The sequence below is a fragment of the Arenibacter algicola genome, from assembly GCF_018860365.1.
Taxonomy (GTDB): Bacteria; Bacteroidota; Bacteroidia; order Flavobacteriales; family Flavobacteriaceae; genus Arenibacter; species Arenibacter algicola_B.
Window position 1 is genome coordinate 80,534 of the sequence record NZ_JAHKPO010000015.1, and the last position, 22,379, is coordinate 102,912.

At 39.1% G+C, this 22,379-nt stretch carries 23 protein-coding genes; 10 read left to right on the top strand and 13 right to left on the bottom strand.

The window, feature by feature from the left end; genetic code table 11:
• Nucleotides 1-8: 8 nt before the first annotated feature.
• Entirely contained in the window at nucleotides 9-518 is a 510-nt protein-coding gene (locus KO529_RS14745; RefSeq protein WP_215948641.1) for a hypothetical protein, read from the top strand.
• Here the strand turns inward: KO529_RS14745 and KO529_RS14750 are convergent, their stop codons facing one another.
• Together KO529_RS14750 and KO529_RS14755 are read right to left on the bottom strand one after the other, a co-directional pair.
• A complete protein-coding gene (locus KO529_RS14750) occupies nucleotides 519-1,067 on the bottom strand; it encodes a Smr/MutS family protein (protein WP_215948642.1) in 549 nt (182 codons plus the stop codon).
• Complete coding sequence (locus KO529_RS14755) at nucleotides 1,067-1,264, bottom strand: hypothetical protein (protein WP_215948643.1); 198 nt, start codon at nucleotides 1,262-1,264, stop codon at nucleotides 1,067-1,069. The genes KO529_RS14750 and KO529_RS14755 overlap by 1 nt, the downstream gene beginning before the upstream one ends.
• Nucleotides 1,265-1,365: 101 nt before the next feature.
• Here KO529_RS14755 and KO529_RS14760 point away from each other — a divergent pair, with 101 nt between their 5' ends.
• From KO529_RS14760 to KO529_RS23510, 4 genes are read left to right on the top strand one after another with little or no spacing between them, the layout of a single operon-like run.
• Entirely contained in the window at nucleotides 1,366-1,626 is a 261-nt protein-coding gene (locus tag KO529_RS14760) for a DUF2752 domain-containing protein (RefSeq protein WP_252734425.1), read from the top strand.
• Between the two features lie 9 nt (nucleotides 1,627-1,635).
• Complete coding sequence (locus KO529_RS14765) at nucleotides 1,636-1,974, top strand: CCC motif membrane protein (protein ID WP_215948644.1); 339 nt, start codon at nucleotides 1,636-1,638, stop codon at nucleotides 1,972-1,974.
• A gap of 37 nt (nucleotides 1,975-2,011) precedes the next feature.
• A complete protein-coding gene (locus KO529_RS14770) occupies nucleotides 2,012-2,296 on the top strand; it encodes a CD225/dispanin family protein (RefSeq protein WP_215948645.1) in 285 nt (94 codons plus the stop codon).
• Nucleotides 2,286-2,699, top strand: a complete 414-nt coding sequence (locus tag KO529_RS23510) for a DUF2752 domain-containing protein (protein WP_215948646.1) — start codon at nucleotides 2,286-2,288, stop codon at nucleotides 2,697-2,699. The genes KO529_RS14770 and KO529_RS23510 overlap by 11 nt, the downstream gene beginning before the upstream one ends.
• Nucleotides 2,700-2,752: 53 nt before the next feature.
• Here KO529_RS23510 and rocD read toward each other — a convergent pair whose 3' ends face one another.
• The 5 genes from rocD to KO529_RS14800 form a co-directional block, all read right to left on the bottom strand.
• On the bottom strand, nucleotides 2,753-4,033 hold the full coding sequence (rocD, locus tag KO529_RS14780) for an ornithine--oxo-acid transaminase (RefSeq protein ID WP_215948667.1): 1,281 nt from the start codon (nucleotides 4,031-4,033) through the stop codon (nucleotides 2,753-2,755).
• Nucleotides 4,034-4,177: 144 nt separating this feature from the next.
• Complete coding sequence (locus KO529_RS14785) at nucleotides 4,178-5,083, bottom strand: endonuclease/exonuclease/phosphatase family protein (RefSeq protein WP_215948647.1); 906 nt, start codon at nucleotides 5,081-5,083, stop codon at nucleotides 4,178-4,180.
• On the bottom strand, nucleotides 5,080-6,153 hold the full coding sequence (locus tag KO529_RS14790; protein WP_215948648.1) for a glycoside hydrolase family protein: 1,074 nt from the start codon (nucleotides 6,151-6,153) through the stop codon (nucleotides 5,080-5,082). Before KO529_RS14790 ends, KO529_RS14785 begins: the two co-directional genes overlap by 4 nt.
• Before the next feature lie 90 nt (nucleotides 6,154-6,243).
• Nucleotides 6,244-7,482 (bottom strand): glycoside hydrolase family protein, encoded by a 1,239-nt coding sequence (locus KO529_RS14795; protein WP_215948649.1) that lies wholly within the window; start codon nucleotides 7,480-7,482, stop codon nucleotides 6,244-6,246.
• Between the two features lie 63 nt (nucleotides 7,483-7,545).
• Nucleotides 7,546-9,012, bottom strand: a complete 1,467-nt coding sequence (locus tag KO529_RS14800; RefSeq protein WP_215948650.1) for a sulfatase — start codon at nucleotides 9,010-9,012, stop codon at nucleotides 7,546-7,548.
• Between the two features lie 226 nt (nucleotides 9,013-9,238).
• Between KO529_RS14800 and rlmD the strand changes: the two genes are divergently transcribed.
• The 3 genes from rlmD to KO529_RS14815 are packed head-to-tail and all read left to right on the top strand — an operon-like array spanning nucleotide 9,239 to nucleotide 11,998.
• Nucleotides 9,239-10,654 carry a 23S rRNA (uracil(1939)-C(5))-methyltransferase RlmD gene (gene rlmD, locus KO529_RS14805; protein ID WP_215948651.1) on the top strand — a complete coding sequence of 472 codons (1,416 nt, stop codon included), beginning with the start codon at nucleotides 9,239-9,241 and terminating at the stop codon, nucleotides 10,652-10,654.
• An 11-nt stretch (nucleotides 10,655-10,665) separates the two neighbouring features.
• Entirely contained in the window at nucleotides 10,666-11,196 is a 531-nt protein-coding gene (locus KO529_RS14810; RefSeq protein WP_215948652.1) for a DUF6452 family protein, read from the top strand.
• A complete protein-coding gene (locus tag KO529_RS14815) occupies nucleotides 11,177-11,998 on the top strand; it encodes a DUF6048 family protein (RefSeq protein ID WP_215948653.1) in 822 nt (273 codons plus the stop codon). Before KO529_RS14810 ends, KO529_RS14815 begins: the two co-directional genes overlap by 20 nt.
• Here the strand turns inward: KO529_RS14815 and KO529_RS14820 are convergent.
• Together KO529_RS14820 and KO529_RS14825 are read right to left on the bottom strand one after the other, a co-directional pair.
• On the bottom strand, nucleotides 11,976-12,206 hold the full coding sequence (locus KO529_RS14820) for a hypothetical protein (RefSeq protein ID WP_215948654.1): 231 nt from the start codon (nucleotides 12,204-12,206) through the stop codon (nucleotides 11,976-11,978). The genes KO529_RS14815 and KO529_RS14820 overlap by 23 nt on opposite strands.
• Nucleotides 12,207-12,237: 31 nt before the next feature.
• Entirely contained in the window at nucleotides 12,238-13,401 is a 1,164-nt protein-coding gene (locus KO529_RS14825; protein WP_215948655.1) for a THUMP domain-containing class I SAM-dependent RNA methyltransferase, read from the bottom strand.
• Between the two features lie 90 nt (nucleotides 13,402-13,491).
• Between KO529_RS14825 and KO529_RS14830 the strand changes: the two genes are divergently transcribed.
• Nucleotides 13,492-14,163, top strand: coding sequence for a ZIP family metal transporter (locus tag KO529_RS14830; RefSeq protein WP_215948656.1), 672 nt, complete (start codon nucleotides 13,492-13,494; stop codon nucleotides 14,161-14,163).
• Nucleotides 14,164-14,592: a DUF4268 domain-containing protein gene (locus tag KO529_RS14835; protein WP_215948657.1), complete on the top strand. Its 429-nt coding sequence runs from the start codon at nucleotides 14,164-14,166 to the stop codon at nucleotides 14,590-14,592.
• Here KO529_RS14835 and trhA read toward each other — a convergent pair.
• The 4 genes from trhA to KO529_RS14855 form a co-directional block, all read right to left on the bottom strand.
• On the bottom strand, nucleotides 14,589-15,206 hold the full coding sequence (gene trhA, locus KO529_RS14840) for a PAQR family membrane homeostasis protein TrhA (RefSeq protein WP_215948658.1): 618 nt from the start codon (nucleotides 15,204-15,206) through the stop codon (nucleotides 14,589-14,591). The two genes, KO529_RS14835 and trhA, sit on opposite strands and share 4 nt — an antisense overlap.
• Before the next feature lie 170 nt (nucleotides 15,207-15,376).
• Complete coding sequence (locus tag KO529_RS14845; protein WP_215948659.1) at nucleotides 15,377-17,854, bottom strand: TonB-dependent receptor plug domain-containing protein; 2,478 nt, start codon at nucleotides 17,852-17,854, stop codon at nucleotides 15,377-15,379.
• Between the two features lie 200 nt (nucleotides 17,855-18,054).
• Nucleotides 18,055-20,013: a plastocyanin/azurin family copper-binding protein gene (locus tag KO529_RS14850; RefSeq protein WP_252734427.1), complete on the bottom strand. Its 1,959-nt coding sequence runs from the start codon at nucleotides 20,011-20,013 to the stop codon at nucleotides 18,055-18,057.
• 16 nt (nucleotides 20,014-20,029) lie between these two features.
• A complete protein-coding gene (locus KO529_RS14855) occupies nucleotides 20,030-21,922 on the bottom strand; it encodes a 3-keto-disaccharide hydrolase (protein WP_215948660.1) in 1,893 nt (630 codons plus the stop codon).
• Nucleotides 21,923-22,379 lie beyond the last annotated feature (457 nt).

Consider the following 22,379-nt stretch of genomic DNA (forward strand, 5'->3'; position numbering starts at 1 on the left):
TTTGAGGCATGAAAAATCTGTTGACTTTCCTTTTGTGCTTAATCCTTTTCTCATGCGATGATGGGGATTTAACCATAGAAACTATAGACTTTGACGATATTGACATAGATTACTGTGACACTACAGTAACGACCAGCACCACTTTATTCTTTAAAATTAACGGCAACGAGGCTCTAATTCTCACCTTAGCAAGTGGAACACTTAAGAATGAAGCATCGGACGGAGAGGTTGAATACCCTATCTCCACCAGTACCACCCTCACCTATCGTGATTTTTCCGATGATGTATCCAGTGATTATTTTTGCGATGTTATCCCAGTAACGGAACCCACGGTAATTGAAGAAATAGAGGCTCAAAGTGGTTCTGTACTAATAACCACTACGGCAATAGTTGATGGAGAAAGCACTTCTTACGAACACACAATAAGGCTTAGCGAGATTACTTTTATCAATGCTTCCAACAATCAGCGGATAACCGATTTAAGTATCAATGATTTTGGAACGGTGACAACCAATTGATTATTGGGTGTTCTGAAAAAAATATACTTCTGTGGCCCCTAGGCCATATTTCTGGTAGTCGGCATCATAATACTTTGCATTTTCGTACCGTTTAAAAAGAAAATATAGCTCTTCCTTTAATATACCTTCCCCAACACCGTGAATAAATACAACCTTTTGTATCTTTTTACGAATAGCGAAATCCAGTTGACGTTTGGCCGTATCGAGTTGAAGGTTCAACATTTCAAAATTGGTCATTCCTTTTGTAGAGGGTGTTAACTTATCTATATGCAGATCAACTTCCATTTGTGGGGCATACCGCTCCTTGCTTCTTAATTTCTTGATATGCCTATTCTTTGGCACTTCTTTCTCCGCTTTTATTTTAGCTACCTCATAATTGGATACTTTAATAGCATTGGAGCCGCTAACTTTCAATAATTCAGCTGCCGTATATTTCAATAAGAACCCGTCATTACTTTCCACTGTAATTTGCCCATCATTTACTTTTATAACAACCCCTTGAACAATATCATCGATGGCTTCAACTTTATCTCCTACCTTAAAACCCATTAGTTCTTTTCTTTGTCTTTGTCCTCATCCGCATACTGATCTATACTCCACAATTGTGTGGTCTTGTACAAACCGAACATTAAAAGCACAATTCCAATACTCAAAGCATATTCCTCATGCATAATACGGTCTCCCAACCCCGCAATTGCAGCCCCTACAATAATCAATACCAAATAAAAAGTCCGTTTTGTTTTCATTGCCCAAAAATAATAGTAATTTTCGGTAAAGAATTATATTAGTACTTTAAATAATCCTGATGGCAATTCTCTTGGAACTGGAAAATTATATGCTCCCATGCATGAACAAGCAGATTTTCGGCATTGAGTGTCCCGGTTGCGGAATTCAACGATCTATTTCCTATCTATTGGAAGGCAATTTTATAGATGCCTTAAAGATATACCCGGCCATTTATACCATTATATTTCTAGTTGGTTTTATTGGTGCCTCACTATTGTTCGATATCAAAAATTCCTTCAAGATCAAAATCTATCTTTTATACCTAAACGCTGGAATCATCATTGTAAGTTACATTTACAAAATGGTTCACCTAATACATTAAAAAAGAATTATGGAACAACAAAAATTACCCAACGCAACACTAATATTAGTTTTCGGGATTATTTCAATAGTTACCTGCTGCTGCTATGGAATTATTGGATTGATATTCGGTATCGTCGGCCTTATTCTAGCAAAAAAGGCCACTATCCTCTATGCAGTAAACCCCAGTATGTATGAAGGATACAACAATGTTAAGTTAGGGAAAACCTTATCGATTATAGGTATTGTCTTGAATATTCTAGTAATCTTCTTCTTTATTTGGATCATCTCTATTATTGGTTGGGATGCATTACAGAACGAAGAACTTATGAGGGAGAGAATGGAAGATTATTTTCAAAACCTTCAATAGATTTAATTATAACCCATCAATTTAATTAAGCATTTTTATGGAAAACAACCAAACCCATCCCAAACCGAACAACTATTTGGTTTTAGCTATTATCAGCACTGTATTTTGTTGCCTAATACCCGGTATAGTAAGTATAGTAAATGCGGCCAAGGTAAATGAGGCCTATGCCCTTGGCAATTACGAACAGGCAGAGAGAGCTTCCAAAAATGCAAAAACATGGGCTATTGTTGGTATTGCTATAGCCGGCTTGTTCTGGCTTTTATATATCGCATTTTTTGGCCTGGCCATTTTTGGAGGATTAATGAGCAGTAGTGATTTCTAATAGAAAAAAAATAGTAGTAGCGATCATATTGGGAGTGGTATTCCTTGGAATACTACTCCTTTATTTTTTCTACAACCCCAGTAATTCCAACCATTTTCCACAATGTCCATTTTTGACCGCCACAGGCTATTACTGTACAGGTTGTGGAAGTCAGAGGGCATTGCACGATTTACTCCACTTGGATATAATGGGTGTTGCCAAACACAACCTACTCTTTATTCCTGCATTTTTATTGATTGCCTACCATTGGGTGCGTAGTTACGCCCCCTTAAAGGGCAAAGAAAGCTTACCAGATTTAATATATCACCCCAAAACTCCCATAGTGTTGTTTATAATAATTACCCTGTTTACCATTTTAAGGAATATTCATCTTTATCCTTTTACCCTTTTGGCTCCAGAATAAAAAAAGCCCGCTATAAAATCAATAACGGGCCATCTCTTTCAAGGTGAAGATCACTATTTTTCAAACTTCTTAAGCGTTTTAATTATAATTCCAACACATTCCAATAGCTGTTCTTTATTCATCACCAATGGAGGTGCGAACCTGATAATATTTCCATGGGTTGGTTTTGCCAAAAGCCCGTTATCCCTTAATGCCAAGCAAATATCCCAAGCGGTTGAGCTATCTTCGGTGTCATTTATCAAGATGGCATTTAACAATCCTTTACCCCTTACGGAATTTACAATATTACAGGTGGGTATAAATTTATTGAGCTCTTCCCTGAACAGCACGCCCAATTGATAGGCGTTTTCTGCAAGTCCTTCTTCTTTGACTACTTCAAGAGCCGCTATGCCCACTGCTGCTGCCACGGGGTTACCCCCAAAAGTACTACCATGGCTACCAGGTTTTATAACCTCCATGATTTCGTCATTGGCCAATACCCCGGAGATAGGATAAGCCCCTCCTGAAAGCGCCTTTCCCAAAATTAAAATATCCGGTTTCACCTCAGGCGTCCCACTGCAATGCCTGTCAGGACAGCTGCAATTGCCGCATGTAGCCAATAATTTGCCTGTACGGGCTATTCCTGTCTGTACCTCGTCGGCAATAAAAAGGACATTATGCTTTTTACAAAGCTCCCGCGCCTTGGCAAGATAGTCTTCAGAAGGCACATATACCCCAGCCTCTCCTTGTATAGGCTCTACAAGGAATCCCGCAATATTCTTATCGCTTTCCAAAACCTCTTCCAAGGCGTTTAGATTATCGTATTCAATCTTTATAAAGCCTTCTGTAAAGGGACCATAGTTTTTGCGGGCAATAGGATCATTGGAAAATGAGATGATAGTGGTGGTTCGTCCGTGAAAATTATTCTCACAAACAATAATCTGCGCCTGGTTTTCAGGAACTCCTTTTTTCTCGTATGCCCATTTTCTACAAATTTTAAGAGCAGTTTCCACTGCTTCCGCCCCTGTATTCATGGGCAGTAACTTATTGTAACCAAATGTTTGCGCAGCCAACTTCTCAAATTTCCCGAGCATATCATTGTAAAACGCCCTGGAAGTCAAAGTCAACGTTTGTGCCTGTTGTATCATGGCACTGACAATTTTAGGGTGACAATGCCCTTGGTTTACCGCAGAATAGGCGGACAAAAAGTCGTAGTATCTTTTTCCTTCAACATCCCAAACAAAAACTCCCTCTCCCCTACTTAAAACAACAGGTAGCGGATGATAGTTGTGCGCTCCGAATTTTTCCTCCAATGCAATTGCATCTTTAGAAGATAATTTTTCCAAAACCGACATGATTAAATAACTTTTAAATAAAACTTTAGCAATTCCTTCTTGGGGAGAGAAATCATCCATTTTTTGTAGAGACTGCAAATTACGAATTGAAACTTGCATCCTAAAATTTTTGGACATTGATTTTTGCCCGGAAAAACCTACCAATCAATCTTTTAGATGAAAAGTGGCACTTACAGGATAATGATCGGACAAAAACCAATTTTCCGGTCCGTTGTGGACTTGTGCATCCTTACATTTTTTGGAGAGCTCAGGTGAAACCATAATATAATCTATCCGTTCCATACGCGAAACTAATAGTTCCATGCTTTCTTGGTTTACCTCACCCAAAACCCGACCGGGAAAACTGCCTCTTTCCATCAATCCTGCTGTATATTTTTGAACCGGATCATACAAGGGCACCGCAAGAAATTTAGAAATTACGGCGTAATCCAGACTTTCGTTCACCAAATTCCCATTTATGCCTTTTTCTTTATTGGATTCCCGTAATCTGGTCAACAAGGAACCCTTGGGATCGTACAAATCAGCATCAAAGGGGGAATGGGCATTGAAATCTCCCAAAACTACATATTTGGAACTGGTTTTAATGATTTCTTCCAATTTCCTTGATAGTATATTGGCCTCCTCCCGCCTTCTAGCGAAGCTCCCCGGATGTAGATGAATTACCAAAAATTCAATTCCGCTTGTTGTACAGTGCAAGGCACCATGGTGCATACCTTCTAGAATTTTTTCTTTTAGCTCTATGGGGTATTTGGAGGTAAAGCCAACCGAGTAACCCGTTGTTTTCAATAAAACAGAATAATCATGGCCCCACGCCAGCGCATCCTCCCGCAATTTTTCCGGGGTATAGGCACATAATTCCTGAAGTGCCACTACATCTGGAGTTTGGGTATTTATCCAATTTTGTACTTTTTCCCTTCTTTCATTATCCTTGCCCCAATCATAACCGTTCCAAATGTTGTAGGTGATGATTTTAAAATCAGTTTTTTTGTCTTGGGACGCTAATAATAACGGGAGCAATACAAGAATCCAAAAAATATTTCGAAAATTCATTCTTTTAGATTTATTTTAAAAACATGGCCAACTGTTCTGTCCCCACCAAAAATATTCCAACCAGATGGGCCGTACAAATATGCCGGTTTGTTATTTATCATTAAAACTTTGGGGCGTTCCAGCTTAGGGGCGACACCATATATCTTCACCGCTTTTTTAGGGTCATAATCCTTATAATAGGTGGGCAATAAATCATAACCAACCGTGGCATCCTCCAAATTAAAAGTAAGTCCGTCCTTTGACTTCCATAGTGTTCCTCCACCAACTATGCCCGTATTTTTACCATGATTATCCGTGGTCAATAAAAAAATATGATCTTGATAAGCAAAAACGGTTCCATCTTCCAATGTACCCTTATTGGAGGTAACCGGTTTATCCTGAATAATATATGGGCCCTTTAACTCAGTAGCTTTCGCCAAACCATACTTTAGAATCCCATCCGTGGTTTTGGTTTTAAAATACAGAAAGTAATTTCCATTTACTTCCAAAAAGGCAGGATTGGCCACTCCCATATTGGATTTATAATTCCATTTTTGAGGATTATCGGCATGTAAGACCATCCCGTCCTTGCCCACTTTTTTCCATGGGCCATAAGGAGATTTTGCAATTGCCATTCCAATACGTTGATTACCCGGATGTGGTGGTTGATGATAATTATTGTTGGCAATATACAACAGCACAAAGTACTTGCCCAGCTTCTTGATTTCCGGATTGTGCGGTGCATATTTATCCCAGGTATCCTTTCCTGTGCCCTTTATGGCCACATCTGAAAATAAAAAAGGTCCTTCAGGTGAATCCGCAACATAATGGGCAATTTCGGAAGACCTTCTCCATGCGGGATTAACATTCTTTTCCGGCCAACGCGCTACGAATAAGTGCGTTTTTCCATCCTCATCCATAATGGGTGCGCAACCCCAAAAGGTATAATTATCATCTTGAACCGCAACCCCTTTGTATTCCAAATTTTGGGCTATAAAAGATAAGGGCATCTGAAGGGACTTTTCTTGGGCATATCCAAAATCAACGACCAAGAGTATGATAAAAATAAAAAAACTTAAAATGTGCTTCACTTTATTCACAATAATCAATATACTTTTAAATCGGCACTAATGCCCAGCTGATACGGTATTTTATATCTGAATGGATTAGTAATTTTTATTTTATTCCAATTCAACTTCCAAGGGAATCTGTACATTAAAAGAACTGCCATCGTTTTTAACGTTTACATTGCCTAGGGCAGATGCGGCATATAGATATTGGGGCATACCATCTTCACTCAACAATAGTTGCGGGCGTTCCAATCTGTCTACCTCTATAACCGACCCATCCATTAAATGTAACTTCCGCTCCATAAATAGTGGTTTTGCCGTCAAATCCCAAACAATCCCATCCGTCGATGATAATAAGGCCAGTGTCTTTTTATGGCCTGTTAGTCTTCCTGTAAAATCCTTAACAATGGCCATATATTGTTGAAGTTTTGGGGAGTACCAGACAAAAGGGTCTTCAGTACTTGCCAAAGTGCCATCGGGCATTCTTACATCAAAAACAAAATTTTCCAAAGGTTTAAATGGGCCTTTTGGGGTATCGGCAATGGCCACTCCATGGACTCCTTTCCAGTGTGGTTCATAGACGTTGCCTTTAAAGTACAGCATATATTTTTGAATCTTTGGGTTATAAACCACTGAGGGGTTCACCACTATTATGTTGTCAGGTTTTGCCACTGTCCCAAAGGGAGATCCATTAACAATATTATTGGCCTTTACCCTAGTTCGCGGTGTTAACAATGGCTGTTTGGAACGTATAAAGTTTCCCAAAAGTAAATTTTCAAAACTATCAAATTCCAACACCCCTATACAGAGGGATTGTTGAACCCTACCGCGTTTGTCCAAATTTTCGCCTGTAGAACCTTGAGGCTGTTCCCCTGGATCTTTAGATCCTATATAATATAGATAATACTTTCCGTTAAATTTTTTGATATGTGGATTGTGCACCATTTGCGCATCCCAGGACACATTGTCCCCGTGATAGCGTGTACCTTTCAATACTATTTTTTGAAACCTAAAGCCCTTGTCCGGATAATCTGAAACGGCATATCCAATTTTGGACTGCAGCACCCAGTCCTTGACAAAACTACCTCCTTCCGCCCCACTTTCCCAAAGTGAAAACAGCATATGATACTTGCCGTCGTCACCTTTTATTACGCTAGCTCCCCAAACAAAATAATTTGGAATTTGAAATATGGATGCCCCCATGATTTCGTTTGGACATTCCTTTAGCCCTACTACTCTGGCGTCTATTCTCCCTGGCGCAATCTTGATATTTTGGGTCCAGCATAAAAAGCTGTTAATAAAGCATATCAACAAAATGCCCCCTTTAAAACAAGTAAGTATTCCTTTCATTTTTAGCTTGTAATCTTACCCATTACAGATACTTATTTTTTCTACAAAGACTTATCAATTTTGTTAATTGGAACCATATGATATAGCCAAGTCATTTGTTCTAATTTCTGTTAATTTTTCCCGTAAAATCATTTGCATCTGCTTGACCACATCACTATAAGCCGGGTTATGCGCCAAATTATTGTATTGTTTGGCGTCGTGCTCCATATCGAAAAGTTCCATTCCAGATCCGGCATCCTCATCATACTGAATATATGCCCATTTATGGCTTCGCACTAAAAACGACTTACCTCCTTGGCTTACAGAAAATGCATACTCCCTGATTTCATACTTTGGATTATCCAATGTTTTAACAAGGCTTTTTCCCTGTATATGCTTGGAAGCTTTTAGCCCTGCCAACTCGGCCAAGGTAGGATATAGGTCCAAAAGTTCAGAAAAGGAATTACAGACCGCCGGTGCTTTTCCTGGCACTTTGATAATCATAGGCACCCTAACCGATTCCTCATGTAGGCTTACCTTCATCCAAAAACGGTGCTCCCCCAAATGAAACCCATGGTCAGAAGTAAAAACAACAATGGTATTATCCTCCAAACCTTCTTCCTTTAAAGTCTTTAGTATCTTTCCTACCTGTGCATCCATATAGGCTACAGAAGCGTAATACCCAGCTACTGCCTTTTTTTCCTGTTCTTCGGACATTTCCCCATTTACACTGGTCACGTAGTTGATGCCACGGGCGGGAATATCGTCCCAATCATTTTCAACTTTAGGGGGCAATACCATTTGCTCATGTGGATAAGGTTCAAAATACTTTCTTGGGGCAACAAATGGCACATGGGGCCTTACCAACCCCACTGCCAAAAAGAAGGGATTATTTTTGTGTTGCTTAATAAGTTCGATAGCCTTTACAGCGGTTTTACCATCGGAATGTACCAAATCGTCCCCGTCTGCCTTTACAATGGTCATAACATTACCCCCTTTTCTTGGTTTAAGTCCGTAAGGATTATTTTGCACCAATTCGGCCTCCCCTTCTACAGTCCATTCCGGTCCCTGACTATTAAACCTTTGGGACCAAGAGGCCTCATCGTCCTGTCCGTTGGAACCTGTTTCAATATCTATGGGAACTCCCATATGGTAAATCTTGCTTACCCGTGCTGTATAATAACCGTTATCCTTAAACAATTGTGAAAGTGATTTGCGTGAAGGTCCAACATTCTCCCTCCCGCTTACGTATCCGTAGGTGGTAGTAGCATTGGGGTAATAGCCAAACATTAAAGAGGCCCTTGAGGGACCACAGACCGGATATTGGGTATAAGCTCTGGTATATTTAACACCTTGTGCCGCCAATTGATCAATATTTGGGGTGAGTGACGCCCGATTTTCATAGGACGAAATAGCGGTGGCCGTTAAATCATCCGCAATTATGAACAAGACATTTGGCTGGTTATTCTTTATTTTTTTTACAGTTTTGCCTTGCTGTGCATGTCCAGTAAAAAAGCCGATCATAAACAGACATAAAAGCAATTTTCCCATTTTAACCAATTTATTAAAATTTAAAGATTGATAATTGTTCCTACTTTCCAAAAATAAGACTTAGTTCCCCAATATTTAATACGGGCCTACACTTCATTTATTACGAATCAATTCTTCCAACCCAATCGTATTTAATTTTCCTATTGCCAAAACGAATCTAACAAATACAAATAAGACTCTGTTAAAAAGCTACATAAATCCTAAAAAATTCTTCTATTTTTGCGCCATGGGCAGAAAGAATACAAGACAAGTTTTTGAAAACGTAGAAGTAGTAGATGCAGGAGCCAAAGGTAAGACCATTGGCAAAGCACCCGACGGACGGGTAATTTTCCTGACCAACACTGTCCCAGGGGATGTAGTGGACGTAATGACTACCAAAAAAAGGAAAGCTTATTTTGAGGGTGTTGCCACTAAATTCCATACTTTTTCGAACAAACGAACTACTCCTGTTTGTGAGCATTTTGGAGTTTGTGGCGGCTGTAAATGGCAGGATATGGGCTATGAGCACCAGCTATTTTACAAACAAAAAGAGGTAGAGAACAACCTTCGAAGAATTGGTCATTTGGAATTGCCGGAAACGAGTAGCATTTTAGGATCCAAAAAACAATACTTCTACAGGAACAAGATGGAATTTTCCTTTTCTGACAGTAGATGGTTGACCTTGGAAGAAATAAACTCAGGTAAGGAAATTGATGACAAAAATGCGCTGGGATTTCATATTCCCGGTATGTGGGACAAAATTTTGGACATTAAAAAATGTCATTTACAAGAAGATCCTTCCAACGCGATTAGGTTGGAAATAAAGGATTTCGCCATTAAGAACAATATATCTTTCTTTAATCCCAGGAATCAATGGGGCATGTTGCGCACGGTAATGATACGCACCTCCTCTACTGGTGAAATTATGGTCATGGTCCAGTTTTTTGAGGACGATTTGGACAAGAGGGAGTTATTGATGAGCCATTTGGCAACAAGCTTTCCAGAAATAACTTCCTTGTTATGTGTCATCAATCAAAAACAAAATGATACCATATATGACCAAGAAATCATATGCTATTCTGGACGGGATCATATATTTGAGGAAATGGAAGGGCTACAGTTTAAAATAAATGCCAAATCCTTCTATCAAACCAACTCGGACCAAGCCTATGAACTATACAAGGTAACCCGCGATTTTGCGGAACTTAGCGGAAACGAATTGGTTTACGATCTTTACACCGGTACAGGGACCATTGCCCAATTTGTAGCCAAAAAAGCTAAAAAGGTAATAGGTATTGAAGCTGTTCCCGAGGCTATAGAAGATGCCAAGGCCAATGCAAAAAGAAATAAAATAGACAATGTAGATTTCTTTGTAGGGGACATGAAGAATGTCTTTAATCCCAGCTTTATTAAGGAACACGGTAGGCCCGATCTAATTATTACCGATCCTCCCAGGGATGGTATGCATGCGGCCGTTGTACAGCAAATACTATCCATTGCTCCAGAAAAGGTCGTATATGTTAGCTGTAATAGCGCTACGCAAGCCAGGGATTTGGAAATGATGAAGGAGGATTATGAAATATTAAAAGTGCAGCCTGTGGATATGTTTCCACAAACCCATCATGTTGAAAATGTTGTACTTTTGAAAAAACGGACCAAATAGTTCACCCGAACATGAAAAAAATCTACATTCCAATACTAGTTTTAATTACATTCATCAGCTTTGGAGCCTGCGAAAAAGATGATATCTGTATAGATGGGGACACTCCACTACTAGTGATAAGATTTTATGATGTGGACAACCCCACTGAATTAAAAAAGGTAACCAAATTTAGAATTGTGGGTATTGGTCAGAATACTACAGTCACAACGGTATCCGACAGAACCGATTCGGATTCCATTGCCATTCCCTTAAAGGTTACAGAAAACACCACAGGGTTTTATTTTATTAGCAACTCTTCAGATGTTGAAACTACAGATTCCAACGATGAAACCATTACCGTTGAAGGGGGGGATTTAGATACCTTGTACTTCAATTACTCTAGAATAGATAAGTTTGTTTCCAGGGCATGTGGATATATTGCCAATTATGAAGATTTAACTAGCGATCTAAAAACTGAAACTGATAACTGGATAAAGGATATAGAAATTGTAACCCCATTGGTAGAAAATTCAACAGCGGCCCATGTTAAGATATTTCATTAGTAGTTTTTTATTTTTCACCTTTCTTTTGGGGTATACCCAAAGCAAGCCCATTGACCTTCAGCCAAAAGACACCGTGGCCCACACCGACCCGTATGGCATTAGGGTGGGAATAGATCTTAGCCGCCTGTTAATTTCATTTTTAAATGATGATTACCAAGGATTTGAAATAGTTGGGGATTATAGGATTACGAACAAACTATATGTGGCTGCGGAACTTGGTAATGAAAAGAATACCAAACAAGAAGACCTATACAATTTTACCACTTCGGGAAGCTACTTAAAATTGGGGGTGGATTATAACACCTATGCGAATTGGTATGGCATGAACAATTCCATACACGTAGGGGGGCGCTATGCCTACAGCACCTTTAGTCAGACCTTAAATAATTATCAAATTTTTGACACCAACCGGTATTGGACCGATCCGGATTATCAGATCAACCCTGATCCGGATGCCGTAAACGACTTCGCTGTTGGTTCGGATGTCGCCCAAGAATTTAGCGGACTAAATGCCAGTTGGCTGGAGGCTGTGCTTGGTGTAAAAGCCGAACTCTTCGCTAACATTTTTTTGGGAGCAAGCGTTCGCATTGGATTCTTGGTCAGCAACAAGGAAACGGACAATTTCAGCAATCTATGGATTCCTGGATTCAATAAAGTTACCGACGGGAGTAAATTTGGCGTGGGATACAATTATTCCATTACCTATTTTATACCGCTCTACAAAAAAGCAAAAAAAATTAAGGAAAAGGAAGAAAAGCAACCGCCGATACCAGAAAAACCTAGAGCTCCCGAAAACCCTTAATAAAAATCCATTTCATCATCAGTTTCTCTCCTGATTTTGTTTTTACAGCACTGAATTTGGGCGCCAAGAAGCTTGCGGCCACCGCGGCTATAAAAGCCAGGACCAGAGTGTTGATCGACAATAACATACCAAGTAATAATCTGCCCACCACAAATAAAATGGCAAAGCCTAGAAAATTAAAGATGAGGGCCTTATGTTTCGGTTTCAAAATTTCTATCCTTTAAATGACTATATACGGCCTATTCCGATTTGTTAAACTTGGCCTTCTTGCTCCCCTCGTACATTACGTATTTAACCAGGCGCGACTCCAAATGACTATTAAAGACCTTGATCTTCCTGGAAGGACGAAGCCCTACAAACTTTAAGGCCTCCAAGTTGGATGTTATGAACCATGCATCGGTCCCTGGATAATTACGTTTTAAAGTGTTTCCTATATCGGTATAAAAATCCTCCATTTCTATATCCAATCGCTCGCCATAAGGTGGATTGAACACCATATGCAAATGTTTGTCCGTAAATTTTTCCGTATCAAAAAAGTTTTTCCTTTCCACGGTTATATAATCGGATAAATTGGCATTGACTATGTTATCCTGAGCTTTTCTTACTGCAGATGGCGCCTTGTCATATCCAATGATCTTATGGTTAAACTCCCGTGTTCTTTTGAGACTGCTGTCTACAATTTTTTCAAAAAGATCGGGATCAAAATCGTGCCATTTCTCAAAGGCAAATTCCTTCCTATTAATGTTGGCTGGAATATTACAGGCAATCATGGCTGCTTCTGTCAATAAAGTGCCACTACCGCACATAGGATCCAAAAAGTCGCATTGTCCATCCCATCCACTCAACAACAAAATACCGGCGGCCAATACCTCATTAATAGGAGCAATATTGGTTGCTGTCCTGTACCCTCGTTGATGTAACGACCTCCCTGATGAATCCAAGGCCACATTGCATTGATCGTTTTGAATATGGATATTGATCCTAACATCCGGGAATTTTATATCTACATCCGGCCTACTACCATCCGTATCCCTAAACTTATCCACTATGGCATCTTTGGTTTTTTGGGATACATATAAGGAGTGGGTAAAATTTTCACTATTTACTGTGGCGTCTATAGCAAAAGTTGTGGAGGTCGAAAGATAATCGAACCAATCCATGGCATAGATTTTTTTATAAAGATCGTTTTCATCCCGAACGCGAAATGAATGAATAGGTTTAACGATTTTAATTGCAGTCCGCAAACAAAGGTTTGCCTTGTACATAAAACCCGTATCTCCTTCAAAAAAAACACTCCTAACCCCTTCTTCTACATTTCCGGCACCAAGGTTACGCAGTTCCTTTGCCAAAATTTCTTCAAAACCAAACATGGTCTTGGCCACCATTTTAAAATTATTGTTCATATCTACCTTTAAGATTACCGCAAAAATACGTTAATTTTAGCCCTTATTAGCCAATATGGTAATTTTGTAGAATACCAGAACCAATCATAAATGAAATATTTATTGCCCATTCTTGGCGTATTGCTGAGTTTTATATTTGTATACTTCACAAAACCAAAAAACAAGGAAGTCTTTAAACTACTCCTAGCTTTTAGCGGGGCTTTTTTACTGGCGCTTACGGTATTTGAATTGTTCCCTGAAGTTTACGGTAGTGCAGAACCAAAAACGGTCGGGGTATTTATTATGTTGGGGATCCTTCTCCAGATTTTTCTTGAATTTTTTTCCAAGGGGGCGGAACACGGGCATGTTCATTTAGATCCTGAAAAATCGGATTTTCCGTGGATGCTTTTCATAAGCCTATGTATCCATTCTCTGCTAGAAGGATTACCTATAGAAAATCACAATACTATACTATATGGAATTTTAATACATAAAATTCCTATTGCCATTATCCTTAGCATATTTTTATTGAGCTCGAAGATAAAGTTGCAGTCGGCAATATTTTTTATAGTGCTTTTTTCCTTAATGACCCCCATTGGCACCTACATTGCTGCCAATTACGAGTTTGTCCACACCTATGCCGTCTTGCTGAACGCTTTGGTAATTGGTGTTTTCCTTCATATCTCAACGGTAATTCTGTTTGAAAGTTCGGAAGCACATAAATTCAACCTACGTAAATTGGTAGTTATTATACTGGGTATCGTAATTGCTTATTCCCTATAGATGTTTAGTAAGGAAGAAGCAAAAAAGTTAAGGCAGGATTTCTGGATTTCCTTTGGAAAGTCATTCCCAAGAAAATGGATTCTTTACAACACCGGAATAAAGGATTTCTCATTTAAGTTCCACTTTGATTTGTCCACTGCCATGGTTTCAATGGATATTGAAAATCAAGATCTGGAGAAACGGATGGAATTATGGGAAAAATTAATTTCACTTCAGTCGCTTTTCAAAGAGGAATATCTACCAAATGCCCTGTTCCAGGATACGGTTTTCCTAGATAGCGGTAAGGAAATATCGAGGGTCTCCGTTAGTTTGAACAATGTTTCCATTCATAACAAAAACACCTGGCAGGAGACCATGGTATTTTTGAAGGAAAACATGGCCAAATTTGAAGATTTCTTCAACGAATATGAAGATATTATTCGTCCCTAAACCACATCGATCAAAATAAAAAACCAATGACTTATGGCACCTCCCAGCACGAACAAATGCCAGATAAAGTGATTATAAGGGATCCTTTCCATAGCGTAAAACAGTATCCCTAAAGTATAAAATGCACCCCCTAAAAAAAGGGTTCCCAGTCCAATGGTCGTGGTATTGCTTAGTAAATTATCCAAATCCAATACGATCAACCAACCCATTACCAAATAAAGTAAAAGCGATATAAATTCGTATTTGCCAGTGTAAAACAACTTCATTAGCGTACCAACAGCAGCTATACCCCAGACAATATAAAATAGTAGCCACCCATTACCTTTTTCCAACAATATCAAGGCCACTGGTGTATAGGTCCCCGCAATTAAAAAATAAATACTGATGTGATCCAATATTCGTAATCTATTTTTCAAATTTGGATCCTTTACAAGATGGTATAAGGTTGATGCCGTAAATAAAAGCACAAAGGTAAAGCTGTAAACAACAATGGAAAAAATTCCATAGGCATTGTGCCGATCGTTTATCTGATAAAGCACAATAAAGCCTATCAGCCCAAGAAGGATGCCTAGGGCATGTGAAAGGGTGTTCAATTTTTCCTCTTTTTCCAGCATTTGTTGGTTGTTGATAATGTAAAATTAACCAAAGTAAATTTTACATGAATGCCATATCATAGGAAATAAATAATATTGCCCCGTCTGCACAAACAACACTTATAACCAGACAAATAGTTCCATTACGCCATTAAATCTACGTATTACCGCAAAAGCTTATTGGGCAACGATCAATCTACTTCAAAAACAGCTTCGGAAGCCAGTGGTAAACCATCGTTGGTAATTCCTTGTAAAACAACTCTATAGATGGAAGATTTCGTTCCTGCAGGAAAAATCACTTTGCTCTTTCCATTATTATCCATTTTCACTGTGGGCTCCCAATGGAGGGTGGAACTGAATTTTTTCCTATTCGCTCCCAGATCGTCATTTCCATACGCCGGTTCGTAAAACTTTCTGGGCTTATAAAATCCCTGGTAGTTAAACACATTGCCAGCAACTTTATTTTTCTGATCCTTAAGCTCCTTACCTGTTAGGGTGTACACTGCAATAACACCGTTTCCTCCTTCGGAACCAAAAATTGAAGCTCTAGCCCCCTTTAAAACATCTATAAAATCGACCTCCCAAACAGGGACGTTTTCAATTGCTTCTTGGTTTACTGGTACACCATTTAAAAGGAAAAGGGGGGTGGTTCCTCTTTCCGAACTCATGGAATTAACACCTCTAATAGCCACAAATCCACCATACACATCAACCCCAGGGACACGGGCACGTAAAGCCGCCAAAATATTCGGATAGGGCTGATTTCTTATTTCTGAAAAATCCACTGTATTGGATACACTGCTGTAAATAGAACTTGTACTTCTTTTTGTATCCATCTCCTTCTTCTTGGACCTTCCTTCAGTTATGATCAATACTTCATCCAATTGGATCAATTTCATCATTTCGTTTTCAAAATTTGTATCAAAACCTTTTCTTGCAACAGGATTTTCCAAAAATTGTTCAAAGCTGGCAGTCTCCCCTAGCCTATGCTCTTTCTTAAGGGAACTAATCGGTGCAGGTCTTATGGAATCCAATTGAATAGCAAATTCTTTCATTGGACGATCATAATCCACCATTTCAAAAGCCAGCTTATTATCTTCCATGATATCCAGCCCCAAAAACTTAAAACGTCCGTCTTCATTTGATTTTACGCTAAGGCGACCCATCAAATTACTGTCTTGAAAGGTCAATTTCACAGTAGCTACATCCGGCTTATCGGGATTATGAAATTTACGTACCTCTCCTTCCACAGAGATTCCCATTTCTTTAACAAAAGCAAAGGAATCACCCCTAGTATTTGGCAAATCGTTTACAATAAATTGTCGCCACCCTTGGGTCATCATCAACAGGTCCAAAAACTGTCTTCTTTTAGGATCTTCAGAATAAAAATAATAACCAGGATTTTCTATTTTCCCTTTTACTTCTGAATTCAATAACAAATACGTTCGTATGTCAGCCTGATGCTCCCTAGGTGATGAAGCCGCTAAATCCGTAACGGAAATAGACATATTTGCTCCAAAATTCGATATATCCTGTCCTTTGGAATCCAGCTCAATACTAAGTTGCACCGTGCCATTTTTGGTATTTGTTTGGGATAAAGGAATAATTTTAATTTCGGGAGACGAACTACCATCATCATAAAACACTAATCGCTCACATATGGCCGTGCTCTTTTCATCCACAAGTGTAAATTGGGCAATTCCGGTCACAAGTAGCTCTTTATCGACTTTAAAAACAGCTAGAGATTTATCCTGGTCAATTTTGGCATTATATATTGTTCCTATTCGCTGGCTTCCAAATAAGTTAAAACCGTTAAGCCCCTTGTCACTTGATGTTTGAATATTTATCTGATAATAATCCTTTAATTCCTGTACCCGCATTACAATTCCGTCTTTGACCCCTTGTGGCAGATTATAGGAATATTTTTTGCCATTGTGCACAATATTGGCAGTGTATTTTCTTCCCTCCACGGGTTTAATATCAAAGAGTCCCATCCCTAAATGGGCAGATGCGAATTCAGAAATTTGTGCACCTGTTTCATCCAAAATTACACCTTCAATATCTATTGATCTGCCATCTACCCCCAATATCTTGAAACCAACACGGTTAAAATAATCATTGACCAAGTTCCCTCCCTCTGGGAAAAATTGCAAATCTGGCATTTGTCCTTCCAACACCAGTTCCGATTCCACCTGTTCATTCCCATCCAAAGCCGTCCCAACGTTTTTCGTTATAAAATTCAATGGGCTAATGTATAACTGTTGCCTAAAAAAATAGGTCTCGTCAAAATTTCGCATATAGTTTGTATAGGCCCTTACCGTATACTCGCCTCCATATAAATCTGAAGGCAAGGCGAAGTCCCCATTTCCAATACCATCTTCTATCCTAATTATTTTGAAGTCTACAATTTTATTGTCAGGGCCAACAATATCTACATACACTACATTCCTTATAGCATCCCATAGGTGTGAAGCCGCATTTAAAAGGTATACTTTAAACCAAATATCTTCCCCCGCATTGTAATATGATTTATCCAAGTGCAAGAATACCTTTTCCCGATAGTTTGTGGAATCGTTAGCTATAAAATATTTTGAATTGTCCTGTCCTTGGGAATAAGTGCAATCAGTGAACGCTATCCAAAGAAATAATATTAATGCTGTTATTTTCAAAATGTTCAATACTTAGTTCGACTGTACAATTAAATCTACAATTTTTTTCTTTACGAAAAATCATAATTTAACTGTGGTAAAGAGAAATATTCCCAAACCATTTGCACATTAAGACATAAGAGTGAACATTTTCACCAAGAACCAACTAGTGTCGGTTGAAAAATAATAAACCAATAAATTGCAGATAATCTCTTTCAGTATTATTGGACGATAAGCTTGGCCCTCATCACCGATGAATGACCTGGAAAAGTACATACTATCCAATATTCACCTGGTTCCTCTGGCATTTTAACATAAATCTTTTCAGCTGTTTCCGGTTGCATAATAGCGGTGTGATAAAGCACTAAATCGGTATCCGGCACATAGTTATAGTCAGGACCGTCCAATCCCAGCATTAAGGCCAACTGACCGACCTTATCAACCGATTCCTTACCCTTTTCCGTAATAACCAGATTGTGCATCATATCGTCGTTATTATTAAAAGTGAGCTCTACCTTGGCCCCCCTTTGAACCTTAACTTCCTCTACATCATACTTTAATCCCGGCTTGGTTCCTATCATCAATTTCTGATCGGATTTATTATTCCAATCAGCTGGCATTTTTGTTATTCTTTTTGGCTGAACAATTGTTTTCCCGGACTTGGCCATCCCGGTCATTTGAGGTGACTTCAATTCTCCTCCTGGTACTTCGTTCAGGGTATAATAACCCGTGTCATGCAGTAGTTTCTTTCCCGAATTGGAAGCAAGGTTTGGAATTTTTATCTCGTGGATAAAGCCCAATCGCATACCGTGCAAAGTTAATTTCACAGATAATCCATCTGCGGAAACCTCTGCATTGTGGACCATTACTGGTTGTTCCTCCGTAATTGGGCTACCATAGTCACTGTGATATTTATAGGTGAAGCTTTTCATTTGATAGCTAGCAACATCACTGGCCAATTTTTTATTGACGGGTTGGGTGAATTCCAATTGAAATCCATCATCCAACGCTTTCATCGTTTTTACTTCAAAAGGTACTTTCCCTGTCCACTCCAATCTTTGCAGACCATATGGAGCTTTTCCTGTGGAGGCCCATCCCCTACTTGTCATACCCACAAACATGCTGGAATCACTACCCCAGATCATACGCAATATTCCTGAGGAAAAACCCTCTCGAAATAAAAAGGAAGCCCCTTGGTACACCCCATTGACCTTTTCCATATATACTCGCATTATTTTACTATGTCCCTGATCACCGATAAACATCTGGCCTTCAAAGGGTCCAAATTTTCCATGGGTGGTATCATAAAGGATATCCGAAGTTGAAATCCCCTGAATGGTGTGCGGGAACCAGATGGCTGGAGCCTTAAGAGCAGGTACCTTTTTTGCATATTCATAAAGACTTAAGCCCGATTGCTTTTCAATTTCTTCCTGTTTCAATTTTAAGGGCGATTGCGGATCGTCTGTCCACCGCAACCCTTCCGGATTACCAGCAAAATCGCCTACTTCCAAATGGGTCATCCTTCCGGAACCTACCCAATCCCCTTGATTTTCGGTATAGAAATAGTCACCTTCAGAATTTACATTAAATCCTGCAGGAGACCTTAAGCCGGTTGCAATAGGGGTCATTTCCCCTTCTGGTGTTATTTTTAACATCCATCCCCTCCATTTTACCAAACTAGAGCCGTGGCCAATCCAGGATAAATTTAAAGTGACCAACATATCCCCATTGGGCAAAATTAACGGACCATAGGAATAATCGTGATAATTCCCGGACAAAGGCCATGTATATATAGTCTTATAACTGTCTGCCTTTCCATCCCCGTTCCTGTCATCCAATCTCGTAAGTTCTCCTCGTTGGGAAAGATAGAAACCATTGTCCTTATAGGCCAAGCCCAAGGTCTCGTGCATCCCGTGAGCATATCTCTTATAAACTGGGCTTAGACTATATGGCTTATCTATTAACCATACCTCGCCCCTTCTGGTAGACACCCCCAATTTATCGTCATCCGTAAACGCCAATCCTCCTACTTCCAATACAATATCATTTGGAATTGGCACATCCACTATTTTATAATATTCTGCTTCCTTTTTGGCCATTTCCGAACTTTCCTGTCCAAATGTACCTTGTACTGTTCCTAATAGGAATACAAAGAAAACTGCCTGTCTTAAAATCTGCATAATTGGTTGTTTTGGGTTACCAAATAATATTGTATGTAATGTTCCCACTGTCCGCGGGTATTTTTAGAAGTAATTCATCCTTTCCATTGGATTGACGGATTATAGGATCTAAGTCACTATTTCCGGAGAAATCGATAAAATAACTTTCATCATTGACAATGAATGTGCCATCCTCCAATTGTTTAATGGATTCCCCTTCGGCAATTTTATGCCAGATGTCCCCATTGCCCTTAATGCTGATGGTACGCTCAAGGCCACGTCCGTCCTTTGAGGTTTTAAATGAATTGCTAATAGTAGTACCTTCTTCTTGATGTAAAAAAACCGGTAATCCATTGTCATGCATTTCATAACCCAATGGCTTAAACCTTATGTTGGAGGGAATGCTGTCTGGCCAAACCATATCCTTATCCTCCAAAGTCATAAAATCCGGATCTCCATGAAAGGATACTGAAAATCCCTTTGGTTCCGCCAACTGATTGGTACCTCTAAGATGCCACATCTGGGTAACATCAAGAAAATCGCCTTGCCATACCTGTAGTATAGCTCCTCTACTTAAATCGTATGAATAATTTATACGGTCAGGACTCCCAACCGCAATACAGTGTGTCCTTTTTTCATCACCATGCATCATATATCCACGTTGGGTTACAGTCTCCTCTCCTACTGTAATAAGTATATCATTATCTGACCCCTTTTTAGCTGAACTTAAAGAGTTCTTTGCATGTAGGGGCATTTTTTGCATTTCAGGGCCCTCTGCCGTAATACTAAAACCTGTAAACCACGGATAATTCTTATTATAAATGAAGGTAAAAGGTACTTTCCCCTTTTCTAACATAATTTCACCTATACCAGGTGTATCCAAATCGAACTTTCCATTTAGATTAACCACGGTATCATTGCCGATCAACAGCAAGGCACCACCGTGATTTAAACCAATATTGAAGAGGTAGTTGCCAGAGTTTGGAATATCCATTTGTCCCTTATAACTTAGAATTCTTGTAACCCTATTTCCAGTTACCATATTGGCAGAAATACTATCTACATTTTTCTCTCCAATAACCGTAAGCGTATCCAAACCGGCAATTGTATCAGAATTACTTTCGTATTCTGTCATATACATATCGGACAAGGCCAGCTTTTTATTTTCGTACTTTTTATACTTGATGTTTTTTAAAGCAACTGGACCGTGATCTCCTTGAATCATTAATGGTCCTCTAGCTTTTTCATCATTAAAGGCAGAAGCCCTTGTAGGGCCAGTTACCTCCACATTTTCCTGAATCAATACCCCGTTAAGCCATACTTCCTGAAAAATAGCATTTTGTATTTTCTCGCCCGCATTATTAAACCTAGGTGCATGGAACAGTATTTTAAAATGTTGCCAAAGCCCAGGGGATTTTGAAGCGTTGGTTCTTGGGGGGTTCCCCTGGTAACCACCATCCTCATTAAAATTTGAACTTTGATAAATACCACCCATATCCGCATAAGTAGTCTCCTTTACTCCCCAACTATCCAATAATTGCACTTCATACCTACCTTGAAAATAAAGTCCCGAATTTGAGTTCACCGGCATCATCACATCCAGTTCAATTTCGAGATCCCCATGTTCAAAATTTGTAAAGATGTGACCATTTTTGGTTTCCACTTCTGGAATGTTGGCCAAAATTCCTTTTCCTGTGGAGGATGTCAAAATTTTGTCTTTTGATCTATCCACATATACATCCCCAACAATTTTCCAATTGGGAGTCTCCACTTTAAACATGGATAGGTCATCCAATGCCAACTCAGAGAATGGTAAATAATCCTTTATTTTAGGAGATTCTTCGGTGGTAGTTGCAGATTCCTTGGATGGACGATCACCGCATGAAATAAAAATCAGCAATAATCCACTTAAAAACAATGGAATTTTCATAAAATTGAAGCTTAGGTTACTTGGAACAGTTGTTCCAAACCCTAAAGATATAAATATAAGTTCTAAAACTCCAATATTAGCCCGGTCCAGCAACAATACACCTTAGTTCTATCCCCATAGCAATGGCCATTTCAACTACGAAAAGGTTTTCGTAACTTTATGAAGTCATTTACAAAAGTAAGATATAAGCAGAAACCTATAATGGAAAATAATCATATTTACCCGTGTTTTCAAAGACTGTTTAGCCAATGAGTCAATTTGAAAATGAGATAATTTGTTGATTTGAAAATGTACCAATGAATTGATGCAACAATTGGTTAATTTGAAAATGTAGCAATTGTTCAATGTACCGATTGCTTAGCAAACCTAATAATGACCGTCCCTGGGTACAAACGCAGTGCAGTGGACATGGAAGCAGGAACCGATCACGCCAGCGGCGTGCCATATTTTGGATATA

Bases quoted from the DNA above. Each gene is read 5' to 3' on its own strand.
- KO529_RS14745 (WP_215948641.1), top strand. From the start codon at position 9: ATGAAAAATCTGTTGACTTTCCTTTTGTGCTTAATCCTTTTCTCATGC.
- KO529_RS14750 (WP_215948642.1), bottom strand. From the start codon at position 1,067: ATGGGTTTTAAGGTAGGAGATAAAGTTGAAGCCATCGATGATATTGTT.
- KO529_RS14755 (WP_215948643.1), bottom strand. From the start codon at position 1,264: ATGAAAACAAAACGGACTTTTTATTTGGTATTGATTATTGTAGGGGCT.
- KO529_RS14760 (WP_252734425.1), top strand. From the start codon at position 1,366: ATGAACAAGCAGATTTTCGGCATTGAGTGTCCCGGTTGCGGAATTCAA.
- KO529_RS14765 (WP_215948644.1), top strand. From the start codon at position 1,636: ATGGAACAACAAAAATTACCCAACGCAACACTAATATTAGTTTTCGGG.
- KO529_RS14770 (WP_215948645.1), top strand. From the start codon at position 2,012: ATGGAAAACAACCAAACCCATCCCAAACCGAACAACTATTTGGTTTTA.
- rocD (WP_215948667.1), bottom strand. From the start codon at position 4,033: ATGTCGGTTTTGGAAAAATTATCTTCTAAAGATGCAATTGCATTGGAG.
- KO529_RS14785 (WP_215948647.1), bottom strand. From the start codon at position 5,083: ATGAATTTTCGAAATATTTTTTGGATTCTTGTATTGCTCCCGTTATTA.
- KO529_RS14795 (WP_215948649.1), bottom strand. From the start codon at position 7,482: ATGAAAGGAATACTTACTTGTTTTAAAGGGGGCATTTTGTTGATATGC.
- KO529_RS14800 (WP_215948650.1), bottom strand. From the start codon at position 9,012: ATGGGAAAATTGCTTTTATGTCTGTTTATGATCGGCTTTTTTACTGGA.
- rlmD (WP_215948651.1), top strand. From the start codon at position 9,239: ATGGGCAGAAAGAATACAAGACAAGTTTTTGAAAACGTAGAAGTAGTA.
- KO529_RS14810 (WP_215948652.1), top strand. From the start codon at position 10,666: ATGAAAAAAATCTACATTCCAATACTAGTTTTAATTACATTCATCAGC.
- KO529_RS14815 (WP_215948653.1), top strand. From the start codon at position 11,177: ATGTTAAGATATTTCATTAGTAGTTTTTTATTTTTCACCTTTCTTTTG.
- KO529_RS14825 (WP_215948655.1), bottom strand. From the start codon at position 13,401: ATGAACAATAATTTTAAAATGGTGGCCAAGACCATGTTTGGTTTTGAA.
- KO529_RS14830 (WP_215948656.1), top strand. From the start codon at position 13,492: ATGAAATATTTATTGCCCATTCTTGGCGTATTGCTGAGTTTTATATTT.
- KO529_RS14835 (WP_215948657.1), top strand. From the start codon at position 14,164: ATGTTTAGTAAGGAAGAAGCAAAAAAGTTAAGGCAGGATTTCTGGATT.
- trhA (WP_215948658.1), bottom strand. From the start codon at position 15,206: ATGCTGGAAAAAGAGGAAAAATTGAACACCCTTTCACATGCCCTAGGC.
- KO529_RS14850 (WP_252734427.1), bottom strand. From the start codon at position 20,013: ATGCAGATTTTAAGACAGGCAGTTTTCTTTGTATTCCTATTAGGAACA.
- KO529_RS14855 (WP_215948660.1), bottom strand. From the start codon at position 21,922: ATGAAAATTCCATTGTTTTTAAGTGGATTATTGCTGATTTTTATTTCA.